This is a genomic window from Scytonema sp. NUACC21, from assembly GCF_054684315.1.
In genome coordinates this window covers 93,145-111,069 of sequence record NZ_BAAFZH010000099.1, presented here as the reverse complement: position 1 = coordinate 111,069, position 17,925 = coordinate 93,145, and the positions used below count along the sequence as shown (strand labels likewise).

Genomic DNA, 17,925 nt, shown 5'->3' with positions numbered 1-17,925 from the left:
CATTGGCAAGCTTCAATCATCGCCTTCACTAAAGAACGATAGGTTTTGGGATAATTGACGATAAATGATTCCATAACACCCAAAAGTCTGTCTGGATGTCCCAGCCAAACTTCCTTGCCTTGAGCAAAGGTAAAGCCCACACCCTCATTGCCAGTAATAGCACGGGTATTCCAAGGTTCTGCCACCATATAGGCTTGCATTGCCCCAATCCGCACGTTAGTCACCATCTGTGGTGGGGGAACAACGATCACCCGAAACTCTTTGAAGGGATCGACTCCCGCGGCTGCCGATATATAGCGAATAAAATATTCGTAGATGGCTGAACTTAGAACCACTGCCCAGACTTTGCCTTCCGTTGGCTGTTTTTCAAAAAAGGCTCTAAATTGCCGACCAAATTCTTCCAAGGCTCTATCGCCATATTGTGCTTTGTACTCGTGCCAGGGACGTATCCCAAAATCCCACATGGCTTTGTTCATTGTCATGGCATTGCCATGACGGTGAATTGTCATAGCCGCACATAATGGTGCGTGACGTGCGCCTTCAGCACCAATTCTGGCGTTGGTTACAGCACCAGATACTACAGGTGAGGCATCAAGGCGACCAAAGATAATGCCATCACGGGAGGTTGCCCAGCTTGCTTCTCGATTGAGTTTGACGTTGAGACCGTATTTGTGGAAGAAACCTTTTTTCCAAGCAATAGCAAATGGCGCACAGTCATTTACGGGGACGTAACCAACTGTCAAATTTGGTTTTTCTAATGTTTTAGAATCAACAACAGGTTTAACAGCAGCTGCTTCTTCTGTCAGCCCTTTGGCACTGCGATCGCCAGAAATGGCACAGGACGACAACGCCATGCCCGCTGCTGTTGCTCCCATTCCTACCAAAAATTCTCGTCGATTCAAAATCTTATCGTTATCGGCGTTGTTCATGGAAAATTGTTAACAGTTAGGAGTGAGGAGTGAATGGTCGGTGGTTATCTGTTCTACTTATGACTAACCACCAACCCTTCGTTAAGTTGTAGTCTTGGTTGGACGACGGGTGACTAACTCTTGAAGTTTGCCCACTGCAAAATCAAGCAGCAGCCCGGTCAAACCGATGACAAATACGGCTAAAAATACTGAACTCAGGTTGAGACGGCTCCACTCATCCCATACAAAAAAGCCGATGCCAATACCACCGGTGAGCATTTCTACAGCAACGATCACCAGCCAAGCAATTCCCAAACTAATTCGCAAGCCAGTGAATACATATGGTAGGCTCGCGGGCCAGATAATCTTTGTAATTCGCCGCCAACGGGGCATTTCCAGCACTCGCGACACTTCTATATAATCTTTGGGAACACTCGATACACCTAAGGCAGTGTTAATGATGGTGGGCCACAATGAGGTGATAAAAATCACAAATATCGCTGAGGGGTCTGCCAGATTGAAGATAGCCAAGGCGATTGGCAACCATGCTAGGGGCGATACAGGTTTAAAAATCTGAATGACTGGATTGAGAGCTAGCATTGCTGTTTTAGACATCCCAATCAAAAAGCCTAAGGGAATTGCTACGACAGCACCCAACAGAAAGCCCAGCATTACCCGTCGTAAACTGGCTATCAACAACCATCCAATTCCTAAGTTACCCGGTCCTCTCTGATAAAACGGGTTTAAAATGTAGTCTAAATTTGCAACTAGCGCCTCAGGTGGGGTGGGCATCAATTCATGATTGGCAAGAGCGATCGCCCACCATAGCACGATAATTCCTAAGAACCCAATAACTGGTAGTATGAAACTATCCTTAGTAATAACAGGCTTTGCCCGCTTCCAGGCTGCTTGACTAGCAACCGCAACAATTGCAGCTATGTTCAGTTGAAACACTATACGTCACCTCACCAGACTTAAGCACAGGTACAAAAAGTCGGAGCAGTACCAGCCAAGGATACTGATGAGATTCAATAAAATATTATTGTCTCTTCAGTCTCCTCTCAGTGCCTACGAAGTTAGCTGACGGGCTAGGGTTGAGAGATCCCCTTCTTTTAAACCATAAAGTGTTAACTGTTCGGGATGAAGCTTTTGCCCCCTTCTTCACCTTCTACAAGCTAACCCTATATCTTTCAAAAGATACGCCCCACGATTTGGTTCCTCCGTTCCAACTAGCGTTGACTCGCAATTAGCCGGATTAGGCTGACTTACTCTTATTTAAATGATTTCTCACAAATGTAACATTGGTTTCCAGTAGCGTCAAGGTACCAAAAGATAGACAATATTTTATCTATCTTATTTACGTTAAGATCTTGCCTTGAGTAATAACTACTATTCTACTTTCTATCCAAAGACATAAATTTGTAATAAAAGTTATTTACAAAGATATATTTGTCAAGGTATTGTCATATGAAAAAATGACTGTAAATAATATTAAATCATAAAATGGAAGTCAGCGTGTAATTCTCCATCCCCCAAGAAAATGAAAGATTTTAGTCAACTATTACAGGAAAAAACTCAGGAAATTCTAGAACGGTGGGTGGAAGAAGTTCGTGCAGATAAAAAAATTTCCATCACTAAGAATCTTTCACGATCGGCTATTGAGGATCATCTAGAGTATGTCCTATCGGCACTAGCAAATGTGCTGTCTCAAAACACACAAGATGAGGAAATGAAACCGATAGTTCAAGAAAGTTTGCATCATGGGATTCTTAGGGCTGAGCAAGGTTTTGATGCAGCAGAAATTGCAAGAGAATATCGGATTCTGCGAGATGTTATATTTAAAACAATTGAACAAGAATTATTGCAAGCATCAGTACAAGAAGTGATGCGGGCTGTAAGGTTGATTGATATGGTATTGGATGAAGCGATCGCTTACTGTTTTCAAAGCTATACAAAACAGCGCTTAACAGAATTACAGCAGTTACAAAATCAGTTAAGCTTCAACAATCAAGAACTGACGCGCCTAGTCCGGTCAAATCAAGATAATTTGTCGTATTTGGCACACGAACTGAAAAGCCCTTTAACTTCAATTATTGGATACTCAGATTTGTTTTTGCGCCTGCAACGAAAACATTCTGATGAAAAAGATGAAAAAGATACTTTTACTCATCTAGAACACATTGAGCGAGTCCTACGCAGTGGCAGACAATTACTCCACATTATCAATGATGCCTTGGAAATTTCTCGCTATGATGCGGGACAAATGAAACTACACCCTGAATCAATCAATGTCTGTGAATTAATCGATCGCGTAGCTGAAATGTTAGAGCCTTTGGCTGCTAACAAAAATTTACAAATGATGATTGATTGCGATGGCGCACCGGAGGAAGTTGTCATAGACCCCTTACGGTTACAACAAATCTTAATAAATCTTGTTAGCAATGCAATTCGCTACACGGAGTTGGGAACAATCAAGATTAAGTGTGAAACATTGAACGATAATCAGTGGGCGATCGCGGTGTCGGATACTGGAATAGGTATTGAGCCAGAAGACCAAGCTCGAATTTTTCAGCCTTACTTTCGCATTGGTCTTGGTGGTGAGCCATCTTACTTACCCGATAGCACGGGTTTGGGTTTAGCAATAGTTGTACGGTTGGTCAAACTCCTACAAGGAGAAGTGAATGTTGTCTCTCAGATGGGAATTGGTTCTACATTTACGGTGACTCTACCATTGGAAGTTGAAATTCAATAAATACTTAACACCAACAACCGATAACTGTAAAAAACCCGCTATGGTATAACCAAGTGTGACAGTTGTTGGGTTATTCATATGGGTTGGTTACAAAGATTGTTCGGACTGGAAAAGCCAACGGATGCACATACAAACCCTGTACCAGTAGAATCTGCACCCGATGGCGGAGAAATCCCTCCTGAGAGAGTGGGACTCAATGGCGAGTATGACGACAGTGGACTGGCAAAACGAGTCGCACTTGCTTTTGACCAAAACCCTGAATTAAGCGATGTAGAAAGTCTTTGGGTTGCTCAAACAGGTAGCACCGTTGTATTAAAAGGAACCGTTTCCAATCAAGACATCCTTGACACAATGGTTTCTGTTGCAAGTGGAGTTTCGGGTGCAACCGATGTCGCCACCGAGCAAGTCAGTGTTGGGTAAATTCACGTCAACCTTTGGAACAAGTACAGTGCTGGGCGCGTCCTGAAGGCGGGTAGCAATCGCTCAAAATCAAATTTTTGGGCGATTGATACTTATTGCTATTTATACAAATGTTCTAAAAACAACGTAATCGTTGCCCAGACGAAGGTCGCTAATGGAAAGCCTAAATTCTTCACAACAGACCCAGCAAGTTGCAGAACTAAACGAACAAACAGCTTTAGTTTCACAGCAAGATGCGATCGCCACCACTTCCACAGATACAAAAATTCATAACAAAAAAGCTGTTTCCCGTTCTCCGGGTCACTTGCTCCCTAAAGTAGCAGTCGGAGTGTTGTTAGGGACAGGAGCGATCGCGGCTGGAGTTTATGGTTATCGTTCGTGGCAATACGCTCAAGCATATCAGGAAACTGACAATGCTTTTGTGACTGCAAATATTCAACCTGTGACTTCCCGCATATCGGGTACAGTCACAGAAGTTATGGTAAATGATAACCAAATGGTATCTCCAGGAAGCGTACTGGTAAAGCTCGATCCCCGTGACTACGAAGTCTCTCTATCTCAAGCAAAAGCATCCCTAGAATTAGCCAAGCAACAAGCAGAATTGGCAAGGGAAAATACGAAAGTTGCCAATATCAGTCTTTCCATACCTGACGCAGTTACCGCAAAACCTACGGCAAAGAATGCTAAGGCAACACAAGGTGCTAATTCGACCAAAAAGGGCGGTCGAGCAAAACAACCCGAGCTTAAACAGAAAGTACCGCCGATAGCAATTGCCAACCCACAAAACGAGATAAATCAGCAAGAGTACAAAACAGCACTAGCTGCGATCGCGCAAAAAGAAGCAGAGGTGAAAAAAGCACAGCTTGAGCTATCCTACACCAACATTACTGCCATGATTCGTGGAAAATTAGGTAACAAAAATGTCCAAGTAGGACAGCGAGTGCAACCCGGTCAAACCCTCATCACAGTCGTCCAGCCCAATCCTTGGATTGTAGCTAACTTTAGAGAAACACAGTTAGAAAAAATACAGCCCGGTCAAAAGGTGGACATTAAAATCGCTGCCTTCCCCAGTCGAAAATTCCGAGGCACAGTAGATAGTATGTCCCCCACTTCTTTTGGTAAATTTACTCCCCTGCAACAAGAGAATACGACGGGAAATTCCAATAAAAATTCAGATGAGCAACGCATTCCCGTGAAGATTATCTTCGAGCCTGAAAGTATTCGGGGTTATGAATCCCGATTGTCTCCAGGAATGTCAGCAAATGTAACGGTCAATGTCAAGAAGCCTTAACAACTGGAAATCGCACCTACCCAAATAAAGCCTGCCAGCGCAGGCTATAAATTAAGGTTCATTTTTTTACTCGAGCCAGGGCATCCTCAGCAGCAGCCTTTTCCGCTTCCTTTTTGCTGCGCCCCCTACCTTCTCCGTACACGCGATCGTTCACCAGTACTTGAGCAATGAATTCAGGGGCGTGAGAAGAACCACCTACTTGAGTTGTGACATACTTGGGCGGTGTTTGAGTAACGTTACGCTGTACCCATTCTTGAAACTTGTTTTTTGAATCCACACTAGAGCGAGATTCAACAATTTTTCCAGGCACGGAATCAAAGAGTGGTTCTATAATGGCACGAACCGCTTCTACGTCCGAATCATTATCTAGATAGTAAGCGGCGATAACAGCTTCAAAGGTGCTGCTTAGCAAATTGGGATTTTGGAAACCTCCCTCTAGAATTGCACCTTTGCCCAACCGCATCCTTAAGTCTATGCCAACCTCTTCAGCAAACTTTGCCAATTGCTTTTCATCGACAAGTGCAGAACGACGCCGAGTTAATTCATCTTCCTCTTTATCTGGATAACGGCGAAAGAGATATTCACCACTTAAAAAAGTCAACAAAGCATCACCGAGAAATTCCAGGCGTTCATTGTGTTCCCCTGCATCTGGGTTTTCATGAACATAGGAACGGTGAGTGAGGGCACGTCGCAAGAGTTTTTCATTTCGGAATGTCAAAAGTTTGTGCATTGGTTCTGTGTTTGATTGTTGGAAACGATTTGCTTATTATTACTCCTTCCTCGCTATAAGATTACCGATTTAAATGAACCGCAAAGACGCTAAGGGCACGAAGAAAAAGAAAAAAGAGCGGTAATTTTACACTGAGAAGGGAGTAGGGTGGGCAGTGCCCACCGTCCCGCTGTTATGCAGCATAGCCCCACCCACAAAAATTGGTAATTTTAGAGGGGAAAGCGAGTAGAAAATTGAGTCTTTGCATCAAAAATTATAGTTAATAATATCAAAGGTAAAACCCAGTTCTTTCATCAACTGGGCTTCCATAATTTACTAATTTCTTAGAAAAATAGATAATTTTCAACAAATTTATTCTACTCTAGAAAAAGTAGATATTGCTCGTCCATCCTAATTGTTCCATCCTGCTCAACTGCTTGAATAAAATTACTAAATCTAGAAAACTTTCCTCCATCTGCTTTGCGAATACACGAGACTCCTTGATAACTTGGAAATAGCTGGCGCATTACCTGGTCTACTCTACTTAACTTTGTTTGCTTACCTTGACCTGCTACAGTTGTGATAGCTTGAATTAAATAGCTTATAGCTTCATCGTAAGTAATTACCTGACTTTTCACGGTATCTGGAAAACCCCTCTCCAACCTCTCCCCTACAAGGAGAGAGGCTTTGATTTCTCTCCCTTCCCTACAAAGGAAGGGGGCTGGGGGGTTAGGTGCGCTTTTTAGCTTTTCCACATGACGTGAAAAGTCAGAAGTAATTCCAGATTCAAGAGAATTCTTTTGAGGCTGATTGTTCTCCTCAGATAACTGAAGTAACTTATCTGTATAGCGAAATTCGTGAGCAACCTCTTTGAGTCTCTGTTTTACATTACCTCGTTGAGCTAGGACTATGCACTCTACACCTAATTTTTTCAACGAGGAAATTGGAGCAGCAAAGTCTCCATCACCAGATATAAGGATAACTATATCTGGTGACGGGTTCCTACTCATATCTGCCACTACGTCAGCTATGAGTTGATTATCTGCACTATTTTTTAAAGGGCAAGGTACATCAACAAATTGAATGCCAGAAATTTGTGGCTTATTGCGATCGGCGACTTGCTCTTTACCTAACGAATTGTAGTAGACTTTTGTGGCAATTATATGCCCTTTGGATTTAGCATAGACTCTGACATCTTTCTCTAGCTCTTGAGTGAAAGATACGTTCTGAGAATCCCAATATATCGAAATGCGTTTCTTATTGCTTTTCAGCATAATTGTTTTTCGTTTTAAAAAGTTGACAAATATGCAGCAAAAAGCATCAAGTCAGAGAACTTTCACTTATGAGTGTTCTCCATAAAAAACACCTATAAACTCATTTGATTCGGGTCTCAGATACATCTCCCCTACTATCCTGCCTAGTGCCAGATTATCCTGCTGGCTGAACATTCAGCCCAATACCTAACGTTGTTTTATCCTGTGGATATTTCAGCCGTCGATTTGTTACAAGTTAGACTAAATGCACAGCCAACGGGATAACCAGACATTAGGCAGGATAGTGGGGGGGATACAGCTGAGACCAAACAAAACCAACATCTTGCGTTTTAGTGGTGATGCTTATTTAGCTGTATTTTTTACCCTATGGCAAGTTATATTTTTTGTCAATAGGGTCATTAAACTTATTTTTCATATCAACGGATTTCGTTTCATAAAAAGTTTGATGAGGGTAGATAAAACTATAGAAACCCTGTAAAGGAGGAATATCGCTGCTAAACCATGTTTAGTGCATTTGTACCAAGAATACATATAGCTGCAATACATAATGTAAAGACGTTACGTGTAAGGTCTTGACCAGAGTTGAATCCTGTGTTCAATTTCAACGTTCGCCACCACATCTCTTGAAAATAAGGCTGTTGGTAGGCAGTGCCCACCCTACGTCTACGTTGTTAAGTAATATTCCGGGAGTCAAGGAGTATCAAAATATATATATGACCGCAATACAGAACGCAAAGACGTTACACGTAACGTCTCCAACAGAGTTGAATTAATACGTTTGATTTGAATGATAACCACCAGATCTCTTGAAAATCAGTTAAACTCAAGCTGTTCAAGTGCTTGTATTGCGGAATTATACGCACAACAAGCACGGCAGTTGAGGGGAAAAATTGCTGTGGATGAACAACTGCAAAATCTCATTAATGAGGTTCGCCGTCATGCAGACTTAACTGTGGAACGGCAAAAAGCTCTGAATCGGCTACTGGTACAACTACAGCAACTACCTGGTATCTATAAGTCTACCCACCAAGACTATCCTCAAGCATTAAATGATACTTGGCAATGGGTCTGCCGCAGTATTTGTGATTTTCAACCGCGTCACCCTTCGCTGCAACAAAGCCTGGTAATTTGGGTCAATGGTTATCTGAAGTGGCGAATTGTAGATTTGTATGGGAAGGACAATCAAAATGTTACAAGTTTAGATAGACCAATACGGAATAGCGATGGAGACGAAATCACGCTGCTCGATCTCCTACCAGATTCCAAGTTGACAAACCTTTCTTTAGATTTATTAGATATTAAAATTCTTCAACTACAAGAAGGAGAACGCCAACGTCTGGGTCAACGAGTAAAGCAAGCAATTATACAAGATACTCAGGGAAATCTAAGTGCGTGTCATCCGCGAAAACATCCAAATTGCCATTGTCAGCTATTGGCACAGCGCTTACTTTTGCAAGAACCTCCCGAAAAGATTGCTGACATTGCCAGAGAGCTTGACATCAATAACCAAACCCTTTATTCACATTGGAAGCACAAGTGCCTTCCTCTACTAGAAGATCTTGGACGAAATTGCGGATACGAACCATGACTAGCACACAACCCCAACCTATTAGTGTTCCTCTCGGTAAAGATGCTCATCGTTGGGCAGAAATATTTGCAGCCGAACAAGCTACACCCCAAAAAGGTAAACAAGTATACCTCAATACCTTAGCTGTATGCGCTGTTCACAGTTATCTCAAATGGCTGATGGTTGAAACAAACTTAACCTGCGGTGACAGTTGGCAACCAGGGTTACGAGCACTTTTTGATGTGGCTGATTTGGTTGTACCAAATATTGGTAAATTGGAGTGCCGTCCGGTGCTGCCTGGTGAAGTTTCCTTTGAACTCCCTTTAGAGGCAAATCAAGACAGAATTGGTTATGTGGCAGTTCAGTTTAATAGACAGTTAGACTCGGTACATATATTGGGATTTGCTCGCGCTGTCACATCATATGTACCCCTCCAAAAATTCCCACTGACACAACTGCAACCGCTAGATCATCTCATCGAAACTATTCACTACAAACAAGTTAACAAACGAGACCCTAAGTCGGAACAGCTTTTGGTCAACCTCCGTCAATGGCTTGAGGGAATCTTTAGCCAAGACTGGCAACCAACAGGATTGGTGCTAGCAGGTAATTTTAGAAATATTGCTAACGTAACAGACTCTGTTAGTCGGGCAAAGGAGATTCATTTAGCTGGTCAGCCATTAATACTTGTTATCCAAGTCATGCCGGCATTAACAGAATCAGTTAACATTCGCTTGCGGCTTTATGCAGGTAACAATGGAATTTCCTTACCAGAAAATTTGCTTCTTATTCTATTTGATGAAGCAGGCACTGCTTGCATGGAAGCACAAGCTGGAAAAACTGACAGTTGGATGGAACTAGAATTTAGTTGCCAACCAAATGAAGTATTTAGTGTCAAAGTGGTATTAGAAGGGACGAGTTTAACTGAAAAGTTTGTTGTCTGAGGATAAAACCACAGGATACACTGTATGGGGATTGTTAAGCTAAAAATTAGGCGAACATCGGAAGAAGGATTTCTCGTTATTCTTACGGCGACAAATCGGGAGTATGAAACTGAGGGTTTTCTTTTGCCACTCCCACCAGAATTAGAAACATCTTTCATGCAATGGCAATTAGCGTACCGTCAAATTGAAGATGTACGTTCTTACATCGCTCCCGCACCAGGTTTGCGTTTAACACCAAAAAGTGTCACGGTTCATTCTAACTTGGAACACGCCAAAGCACTGAAAACCAACCTGAATGAGTGGTTGAATTCTGGAGATAGCAAATGGCAGCCGATTCGGGATGGCTTGATTGCGATCGCCCAACAATTGCATTCTTCCGGTGAAGAAATCCGGGTTATTCTTGATGCTAAAGATATTAACTTGCGCCGTTTGCCTTGGCAAGAGTGGGATTTATTTGAACAGCACTATCCCCAAGCAGAAATTGCCCTAAGTACACCCAAAACAACAGATCGCAAACACATCATTAGCCATCCTAACAGTCCTAAAGTCAGAATCTTGGTGGCTGTAGGAAGAAGTGACGGTATTAATACCAAGGATGATATAGAAGTGGTTCGTCGCTTGGAGGAACTTGGTGCAGAAGTGGTGTGTTTGATGCAGCCAAATCTGAGAAATTTGTGTGAAGCCCTTTGGGACGAACAGGGCTATCACATCTTCATTTTTACCGGGCATAGTGGAAGTCAAAAAGATGGGCAAATTGGTTGGATAGAAGTTAATGACAGTGAAAGTTTAAGTATTGATGAATTTAAGGAAGCATTAAAAGAAGCGATCGCAAAAGGATTGCAACTGGCAATTTTCAACTCCTGCGATGGTTTGGGTTTAGCCAACCAACTTGCTGAGTTACACTTGCCACAAAGCGTTGTGATGCGGGAACCCGTACCCGATCCCGTAGCTGTAGAGTTTTTAAAAAACTTTTTCCAAGAGTTTACTCGCAACAAATCTTTATTTGCTTCGGTATTAAAAGCTCGCAAACGTTTGGAACACTTCAAATCGCGTTACCCTGGCGCAGTTTGGTTACCCACAATTTGCATTGCTTCTAATGTGGAACCGCTGACTTGGCAAGGGCTAAGCGGGAATTTGCCTACACCCAAAATTTCACAGCAACAGCTAACTTCTGGCAAATCTTATCAGGCAAATCCAAAATTCAAAAGTCACAAGGCAACTTTATTCGCCGGTACCTTGGGATTGTGTCTTGGTTGTACCTTCGCCATACCTGCTACCATCTTCATCAACCAGCGATCCGAATCAGCACAGCAGCGCGAACAAACCACCATCAAATCCATCACCCCTGCAACTGGAACTTGGCTATATGGCGGAAGTACAACTTGGGCACCGATTCGTGGTTTGGTAGATAAGAAAATTGAACAGGAATTGCCAGAATTCAACTTGACTTATACTCAACATCCTACTTCACCACCCGGCTCGGGAACTGGTATCAAGATGTTATTAGATGGTCAAATTTCCTTTTCTCAGTCTTCCAGACCGATTCTGGATAAAGAATATGAACTGGCAGCCGCTAGGGGTGTAAAACTCAAACAGGTTCCTGTGGCAATTGACGCCATTGCGATCGCAGTTCACCCCAGTTTAAAAATAGAAGGTTTAACTGTAGAACAGCTAAAAGGGATTTATACAAGTAAGATAACTAACTGGAGCCAGATAGGCGGACCAAATTTAAAAATAACACCCTACTCTCGCCCCATAAATAGTGGTACAACTGAATTTTTTAAAGAAAACTTGCTAGAAAACCAAGTCTTTGGAAACAATATTGTCTTTATTCCAACTACCACTCAAGCCCTAAAGAAAATTGGTGATTTTCCAGAAGAAGGAGGTATTTATTATGCTTCAGCTTCTGAAATTATCAAACAATGTACTGTAAAAACTTTACCAATAAGCCGTCATAGAGGAAGCGCTTTTATTTCTCCAGAACAAGCCAGTTCTCAATTAGGAGATAAGTGCCAGAGAAAACAAAATAAACTTAACATCGAAGTCTTACAAAACAGCGAATATCCTCTTACCCGACGTCTATTTGTCATTATTAAACAAAACGGTCAAGTAGATGAACAAGCAGGAGAAACATACGCAAATTTATTATTAACTCATGAAGGTCAAAAGCTAATCGAGCAAGCTGAATTTATTCCCATGCGCTGATTCCGAAATACAATCCCTATAACAAAATAATCGTAGGTTGGGTTGAGGAACGAAACCCAACTTAAAATAACAATTGTATATTGAAATATTTGCCAAATGACAGTTGCCCGAAACCCAAAAAATAACTGATTGAACGATGTCTAATGACTTATAGCGGTTCTCGGTTGGGTGCAATGCACGTTGGAGGGCGAACAACCGTATCCCTGTCGGCAAGCTACGCTAACGTTCCTTGGTCAACTTTCACCCCTCATGTTTCGGAAAATGTCCATCAAGCTAGGTATCTCGCTGGAGTCCGGCAATACCTTCAGTTCTGAAACTTTGATGTTGACCTTCGATCCATGTGTTCGTTGCCGAATGATACCAAAAACGTATACTCTTTTGCCCAAAGCGTTTCTTGCTGTTTCAAAAAGACTGTCTGGGAAGTAGCATTTAACAATCTTATTATCTAGGAAATCGCGAATCCCTAAAGATTGCTTGTTGGCTAGACTGATGGAAACTAACTGTCCCTCAATGGAACCATAGGCAGCGTGAAAGTCCTGAATAATCTCATCGACATGAGAGGAGATGCTAGTTGTGATTTGAATTCGCTTGCGAGCAGTCCTAAATTCGATTTCAGCAAAATTATCGGGATCTAGCATTTCACTAAACGCCCTAGCGCTCAATAAAGCTTTGTTAGTAAATAACACGGGACGTTCGGGTCTTTCTTGAAGAATTTCTAAACCCCTCACAAACGTAGAAATAACCTGAGAAGGTCGATTGCGCTCAACGTCATCATTTATCAAGTTAGCTTCTGCCGTCAAATGAATGCTTCCGCTCGTGATGGATGAAATAGACCATTCAATACCCGGATTGCCCGTCCTAGAGATCTTCCTGTCTAGCTCGGATAATATTGTTTGAAAATTTTCTATAGCTTTTTGAAATTTTTCTAATGGAAAATATGGACCATCAATGTCAATGGTCAACTTGTTACTAAATTCGTCGCTAAAGTACGTCAAGTCCTGATGCCGCATTAATTCCTGATTTTACCACTCTGGCTTGGTCTAACAGATCCGGATTAATAACCCGAATTATATGGTACTATTGTACCATATAATAAAAAACGCTCTTTATAGCGGTATTAAGTTTTGATGGGTGGGTTCCGCCGCGATAAGCCCAATTGCTCTGCCTTTACTTAAGGATGGAGATAACCTGTAAAATAGACTTTATCTGCAGATTTTCTGCAGATAGCTCCGCTCTACCCCTTGAGTGATTTAATCTAACGTGCTCCACAAATTTATCTACACAAACGTTTTACCTTGTGATTGTGTCGGCGCTTCACATTTTTAGTAAAACTCGGATTTGGTTAGCCATTTGCAATTGTCTTTGGAGTAAGGTTGGCTTTTATTTAATAAAACTAATGTCATCCCACGTTTCTAGCCACTCCCAATATCTTCACGAAAATTCCTAAAATCCTTCCAACGAGCGCAAGTAAGAAACGAGCGCCGATTCTTTTGTCGATGGAAGAGTTAGAAAAACAAAATTAATCTTTAAATGCGCCTGGGTTCATCCTCTTCATAATCTCAGATAATTCAAGAAACTAATTCTACAACTTATTCTTAACTTTTTAGTTTTTATGATAGTCACAGCTGACATCTTGCACCTTCTTTGTGGGAGGGCTGGTGGGTAGTGCCAACCATACGAAACAATAAGCTTTTTGGGCTTTGATTTTTGCAATAAGACGATGGTACAAAATATGAGGCAGGAGAACTACTGAAAAAATAATAAAGTTTGAGCGATCGCACTATTCTTTAAGCTGTTGAAGTGAGTCACCAACTATCACCATCTGCTTATGGCAAAATATATTTATTAACTTTGTTTAAAAAAGAAAATTTGACATTGAAACCTGCTATATTTACTATTTTAAGGTTATTAAACATTCAGATATAACTTAATTTGTGTGCATTGAAATATCGCCTTTCTATTGTTAACATTCAAAGTTTGGGGAAGACAAGCGTTGAAAATTTCAATACTATTAAAAAAATAATTAATGAAGCTATTGATACTCAAAATCTTATCAAGAAGATTCCATCTGTTTTGCTGGAAGTAAGACTACAAATTCTGTTCCTTGATTGGGCTGAGAACTAACAGAAATCTTGCCATGATGCTTTTCAATAATCTGATAACAAATAGAAAGTCCCAAACCAGTGCCAGAACCTACTGGTTTTGTGGTAAAAAAAGGATCGAATATTTTGTTTTGAATCATCAATGGAATCCCTATACCATTATCTCGAATTCCTACTTCAATCAAATTGGGAGAAACTGTTTTTGTTTGAATTACAATTTGTTTATTCAATTGTTCGCAAGTACTAAGTAGAGCATCAATTGCATTACTAAGGAGATTCATAAATACTTGATTTAGCTGTGCGGGGTAGCATTCTACTAAGGGCAAATTATCATATTTCTTGATAACTAAAATTTTGTCTTTGAGGCGATTATTGAGAATTAATAGTGTATTGTCAATTCCTTCATGTAAATCGACATATTTTACCTCTGCTTCGTCAAGACGGGAAAAGTTTCTCAAAGATAATACCAGTTGGCGGATGCGGTCAGCACCCATTTTCATAGAACCTAGTGTTTTGGGCAAATCAGAATTGATAAATTCCAGTTCTATTTCCTCAATTCGTTCTTCAATTTCCGTCTCAGCTTGAGGATACTTTTGTTGATAAAGGCGTATTAATTCTAACAAATCTTGAACATAGTTCTTAGTATGCTCAATGTTGCCATAGATAAAGTTGATTGGGTTATTGATTTCATGAGCAATACCAGCTACCATCTGCCCAAGACTAGACATTTTTTCTGTTTGAATTAACTGGCTTTGAGCAAGGTTTAATTCTGTAGTATATTCAGCAACTCTTTGAATTAGTTGATTCAGAGAGGAGGTGAGTTGTCCAACTTCATCCTCCGTTGTTACAGGTGCAAAGAGAGTAAAATTTGACTCTTTTGTAACTTGCTGAGCAATTTTGGTGGTTGCTTCAATAGGAGAGGCAATGAGCCAACTTGTGTATATTGCTAATATGGCTGAGAAACCCACGGCTAACATTAAGCTAACAACCAGGATAAGAGTTCCCATTTCTTTGGCTTTATCTAAGGCTTGAAGTGCTTTTTTTGCTTCTTTGTTTTGGATTTCGGCAATAAGCAAAGACATTTCTTGTGAAATTTTATTTATTTCTAAATCAATTTTGTTGCCTTGATTATTTATCCTTAATAAAGATTTTGAATCAACTGTTATTGGTTTCAAAGCAAATGATTCAGAATTTGTTTTTAATGTCTCTAGTCTTTGGGAGTATTCTTTAATATAATTAATATAAGTTTGAATTGAAATTTTTATATTTTGAAATTTTTGCTGATTATTCAAAGAATTTTGATTTGATATATCAGAAGTGTCTAAGTAATTTTTTGTTTGATAGAGTAAGCGATTAATTACTCCAATATACTCCAAAAATCGAGAATATTCAAGTTCCAACCGAATTGGTTCTGTAATAAAATAAATTAGTTTTGGTGTTTGTGTGTGAGCTTGTAATGTAGAGGCTTGTAAATTATTCAGGAGTAATGTAATTTCCTGAGACTCAGTTAGTTGTTTTTTAGCTTTTTCTTGATAATGATTCTCTAAGATTTTTCCAGTAGTGGCACCTAGGACAGCAATTCCAATAGCAAGGGCATATCCATAGGCAATCTTTTGCCGAATACCCAATCGACTAAACAGACGTTTTAAACCTAATTCAGGTAAAGTTAGGGTTTGATTATTAAACACGGATATCAAAGCAAACTCTTGCCTAATAGACATAAAATATGATGAATAAATAAAACAATAGTAATAAGATGTAAGTTACTTTCTACCCCGGTCATTGTCTGCGATCGCAAATCCATATTTAACGAACACAGCACTGGCTTGCTCGCTTTGAAGAAATTGGATAAACTCTTGAGCTTCAGGAATATGTGGGCTAGTTTTAAGCACCGCTACATTGTAGTTAATTGGAGAGTGAGAGTTTTCAGGCGCGATCGCCACAATCTTAATCTGATTTTCTCCGATAGCATCTGTTGCATACACAATCCCTGCATCTACCTTTCCCTCTTCTAATAAACTTGGCACTTCAGTACTAGTTTTAGTAAAAACTAATTTGGGTTTTACTTTGTCTAAAATCTTCAAAGAGGTTAAAACTTCTCTAGCATACCTGCCAGATGCGCCAGTCTTAAAATCACTTAAAGCGACTGTCTTGACTTGTTTTCCAGACAAGTTATTAAAGTTAGATATGCCTCTGGTTTTCTTTTGTGTAATTAACACGATTTTGTTAGTTAATAACTTTTTATAAGTATTTGTAAGTAGAAAATTTTGGGATTGCAAGTCATTCAAAAAATCTGCTCCTCCGGTCAAGAAAATATCAACGTTTTTTCCCTGTTCTATTGCCTTCTTCAAAGAACCACCACTGCCAAAGTTATAGGTAATGGTGACAAATGGCTTTTGCTGACTGTAAAGTTCTTGGATTTCCATCATCGCTGGTTTTAAACTTTGACCTGCTGATACAGTTAAGCCAATTTTTACGATCTCTTGTTTCCCACAACCAAACAAAGCCAGAGACAGGATAGCGATCGCACTTAGTAAGGAGACGGCAAGATTGGGTTTCATAATTATGTCATATAATTTTTGAATACATTATTACCTGTAAATTTCAATTCATTGTTACTTTGGAAGTATTAGAATTAATAGTAAATCGGTACTTCAGGAACACAGCTTCAGCGCGAGCGCCTCGAAGAAATTGGATAAATTCTTTAGCTTCAGGAATATTTGAGCTAGATTTAAGTACAGCAACGGGATAGACAATTGGCTTATGAGACTCTTCTGGAGCAAGTTCCACAATCTTTATTCGATTCGATAAAATAGCATCGGTTGCATAGCTAATACCTGCATCTGTCTTTCCATTTTCTACAAAACTTACTACTTCATAACTATTTGATGTAAAAATAAGCTTTGATTTTATCCGTTCTAAAACTCCCAAATCTGTTAAAATTTCCCAAGCGTATTTACCAGATGCCGTATTCTTAACGTTACCTAAAGCAACTTTTTTAACTTGCTCCCTCGTCAAGTCTTTAAAGTTAGATATACCTTTGGTATTCTTTGGTGCAATCAATACCATTCTATTTTTAAGCAGATTCTGACGAGTTTCTGTCAGCAAAAATTCTTTGGATTGTAAATCTTCCATATCTTGAAGGTTAACAGGCATGAAAATATCAACCCTATCTCCCCGTTCAATTGCCTTTTTAAGGATTCCAGAAGGTGCAAATTTATAAGTAATAGTAACATTCGGCTTTTCTAAATTATAAATTTTATGAATATCTATAAGGGCATATCTCAAAGTCATGCCAGCATATATCGTTAACTTTACAGGTTTTGACTCTTTTGCTATTGGAGTACAGCTTACAGAAACTAAAGACAAAATAGCCGAGCTAATTAAGATAAGGAGTGAAAAATTTTTCATTACGATCTGCTTGAGTTAGTTGCAGCAAACTTCCAGATAATTAATGGGCGGTTAGTTTTTTTATTGCCAGCGGTGACTAAGATGTTCATCTATATACAAGGTACTAACTGTTTGTTTGCCATAACAATAGAAAGATTACTGAAATTGGGTAAAACTCCCTAGGTGAAATTGAGGAAGCCACTCCACTCACTTTAGGGGTATCTATGTAGTTGATGTAGAGACTCGATATATCGCTTTTTCACAAAAACAAATCAGCGAATTTTCATAAATTCTGACAACAAGCCTGATTAAGTAGTAGATAAACCACTAGCTAAGCCCTGTATGCAATTTTTAGACTCACAC

Annotated in this window: 13 protein-coding genes, 1 pseudogene and 1 riboswitch; of the genes and pseudogenes, 6 read left to right on the top strand and 8 right to left on the bottom strand. The window is 40.1% G+C overall.

The features are described from left to right. Positions 1 to 2: 2 nt before the first annotated feature. Together ACYRY3_RS31140 and ntrB are read right to left on the bottom strand one after the other, a co-directional pair. Positions 3 to 929, bottom strand: a pseudogene (locus ACYRY3_RS31140) (ABC transporter substrate-binding protein); the annotation flags it as partial. Between the two features lie 81 nt (positions 930 to 1,010). Continuing rightward, positions 1,011 to 1,865: a nitrate ABC transporter permease gene (gene ntrB, locus ACYRY3_RS31135; RefSeq protein ID WP_460205616.1), complete on the bottom strand. Its 855-nt coding sequence runs from the start codon at positions 1,863 to 1,865 to the stop codon at positions 1,011 to 1,013. A 93-nt stretch (positions 1,866 to 1,958) separates the two neighbouring features. Then, a riboswitch (cyclic di-AMP (ydaO/yuaA leader) is annotated at positions 1,959 to 2,180 on the bottom strand. A gap of 268 nt (positions 2,181 to 2,448) precedes the next feature. Between ntrB and ACYRY3_RS31130 the strand changes: the two genes are divergently transcribed. The 3 genes from ACYRY3_RS31130 to ACYRY3_RS31120 all read left to right on the top strand — a co-directional run bounded on the left by ACYRY3_RS31130 (position 2,449) and on the right by ACYRY3_RS31120 (position 5,371). Next, complete coding sequence (locus tag ACYRY3_RS31130) at positions 2,449 to 3,660, top strand: sensor histidine kinase (protein WP_460205533.1); 1,212 nt, start codon at positions 2,449 to 2,451, stop codon at positions 3,658 to 3,660. A gap of 78 nt (positions 3,661 to 3,738) precedes the next feature. Continuing rightward, positions 3,739 to 4,080 (top strand): BON domain-containing protein, encoded by a 342-nt coding sequence (locus ACYRY3_RS31125; protein ID WP_460205532.1) that lies wholly within the window; start codon positions 3,739 to 3,741, stop codon positions 4,078 to 4,080. Positions 4,081 to 4,234: 154 nt separating this feature from the next. Further along, positions 4,235 to 5,371 carry an HlyD family secretion protein gene (locus ACYRY3_RS31120; RefSeq protein WP_460205531.1) on the top strand — a complete coding sequence of 379 codons (1,137 nt, stop codon included), beginning with the start codon at positions 4,235 to 4,237 and terminating at the stop codon, positions 5,369 to 5,371. A gap of 58 nt (positions 5,372 to 5,429) precedes the next feature. Here ACYRY3_RS31120 and rnc read toward each other — a convergent pair whose 3' ends face one another. Next, a complete protein-coding gene (gene rnc / locus ACYRY3_RS31115; protein ID WP_460205530.1) occupies positions 5,430 to 6,101 on the bottom strand; it encodes a ribonuclease III in 672 nt (223 codons plus the stop codon). Positions 6,102 to 6,457: 356 nt separating this feature from the next. Continuing rightward, positions 6,458 to 7,354, bottom strand: a complete 897-nt coding sequence (locus ACYRY3_RS31110; protein WP_460205529.1) for an NYN domain-containing protein — start codon at positions 7,352 to 7,354, stop codon at positions 6,458 to 6,460. A 787-nt stretch (positions 7,355 to 8,141) separates the two neighbouring features. Between ACYRY3_RS31110 and ACYRY3_RS31105 the strand changes: the two genes are divergently transcribed. The 3 genes from ACYRY3_RS31105 to ACYRY3_RS31095 are packed head-to-tail and all read left to right on the top strand — an operon-like array spanning position 8,142 to position 12,070. Next, positions 8,142 to 8,942, top strand: coding sequence for a hypothetical protein (locus tag ACYRY3_RS31105; protein WP_460205528.1), 801 nt, complete (start codon positions 8,142 to 8,144; stop codon positions 8,940 to 8,942). Then, positions 8,939 to 9,865, top strand: coding sequence for a DUF1822 family protein (locus ACYRY3_RS31100; RefSeq protein WP_460205527.1), 927 nt, complete (start codon positions 8,939 to 8,941; stop codon positions 9,863 to 9,865). The genes ACYRY3_RS31105 and ACYRY3_RS31100 overlap by 4 nt, the downstream gene beginning before the upstream one ends. Positions 9,866 to 9,889: 24 nt before the next feature. Continuing rightward, positions 9,890 to 12,070 carry a substrate-binding domain-containing protein gene (locus ACYRY3_RS31095; protein WP_460205526.1) on the top strand — a complete coding sequence of 727 codons (2,181 nt, stop codon included), beginning with the start codon at positions 9,890 to 9,892 and terminating at the stop codon, positions 12,068 to 12,070. Between the two features lie 233 nt (positions 12,071 to 12,303). On the opposite strand, the gene ACYRY3_RS31090 is transcribed toward ACYRY3_RS31095, so the two are convergent. From ACYRY3_RS31090 to modA (ACYRY3_RS31075), 4 genes are all read right to left on the bottom strand, one after another. After that, positions 12,304 to 13,080 (bottom strand): hypothetical protein, encoded by a 777-nt coding sequence (locus tag ACYRY3_RS31090; RefSeq protein WP_460205525.1) that lies wholly within the window; start codon positions 13,078 to 13,080, stop codon positions 12,304 to 12,306. A 1,043-nt stretch (positions 13,081 to 14,123) separates the two neighbouring features. Then, positions 14,124 to 15,860 carry a sensor histidine kinase gene (locus tag ACYRY3_RS31085; RefSeq protein ID WP_460205524.1) on the bottom strand — a complete coding sequence of 579 codons (1,737 nt, stop codon included), beginning with the start codon at positions 15,858 to 15,860 and terminating at the stop codon, positions 14,124 to 14,126. Between the two features lie 75 nt (positions 15,861 to 15,935). Further along, complete coding sequence (gene modA / locus ACYRY3_RS31080) at positions 15,936 to 16,733, bottom strand: molybdate ABC transporter substrate-binding protein (protein WP_460205523.1); 798 nt, start codon at positions 16,731 to 16,733, stop codon at positions 15,936 to 15,938. A 43-nt stretch (positions 16,734 to 16,776) separates the two neighbouring features. Beyond that, a complete protein-coding gene (modA, locus tag ACYRY3_RS31075; protein ID WP_460205522.1) occupies positions 16,777 to 17,583 on the bottom strand; it encodes a molybdate ABC transporter substrate-binding protein in 807 nt (268 codons plus the stop codon). Positions 17,584 to 17,925 lie beyond the last annotated feature (342 nt).

Bases quoted from the DNA above. Each gene is read 5' to 3' on its own strand.
- ACYRY3_RS31130 (WP_460205533.1), top strand. From the start codon at position 2,449: ATGAAAGATTTTAGTCAACTATTACAGGAAAAAACTCAGGAAATTCTA.
- ACYRY3_RS31125 (WP_460205532.1), top strand. From the start codon at position 3,739: ATGGGTTGGTTACAAAGATTGTTCGGACTGGAAAAGCCAACGGATGCA.
- ACYRY3_RS31120 (WP_460205531.1), top strand. From the start codon at position 4,235: ATGGAAAGCCTAAATTCTTCACAACAGACCCAGCAAGTTGCAGAACTA.
- rnc (WP_460205530.1), bottom strand. From the start codon at position 6,101: ATGCACAAACTTTTGACATTCCGAAATGAAAAACTCTTGCGACGTGCC.
- ACYRY3_RS31110 (WP_460205529.1), bottom strand. From the start codon at position 7,354: ATGCTGAAAAGCAATAAGAAACGCATTTCGATATATTGGGATTCTCAG.
- ACYRY3_RS31105 (WP_460205528.1), top strand. From the start codon at position 8,142: ATGATAACCACCAGATCTCTTGAAAATCAGTTAAACTCAAGCTGTTCA.
- ACYRY3_RS31100 (WP_460205527.1), top strand. From the start codon at position 8,939: ATGACTAGCACACAACCCCAACCTATTAGTGTTCCTCTCGGTAAAGAT.
- ACYRY3_RS31095 (WP_460205526.1), top strand. From the start codon at position 9,890: ATGGGGATTGTTAAGCTAAAAATTAGGCGAACATCGGAAGAAGGATTT.
- ACYRY3_RS31090 (WP_460205525.1), bottom strand. From the start codon at position 13,080: ATGCGGCATCAGGACTTGACGTACTTTAGCGACGAATTTAGTAACAAG.
- modA (WP_460205523.1), bottom strand. From the start codon at position 16,733: ATGAAACCCAATCTTGCCGTCTCCTTACTAAGTGCGATCGCTATCCTG.
- modA (WP_460205522.1), bottom strand. From the start codon at position 17,583: ATGAAAAATTTTTCACTCCTTATCTTAATTAGCTCGGCTATTTTGTCT.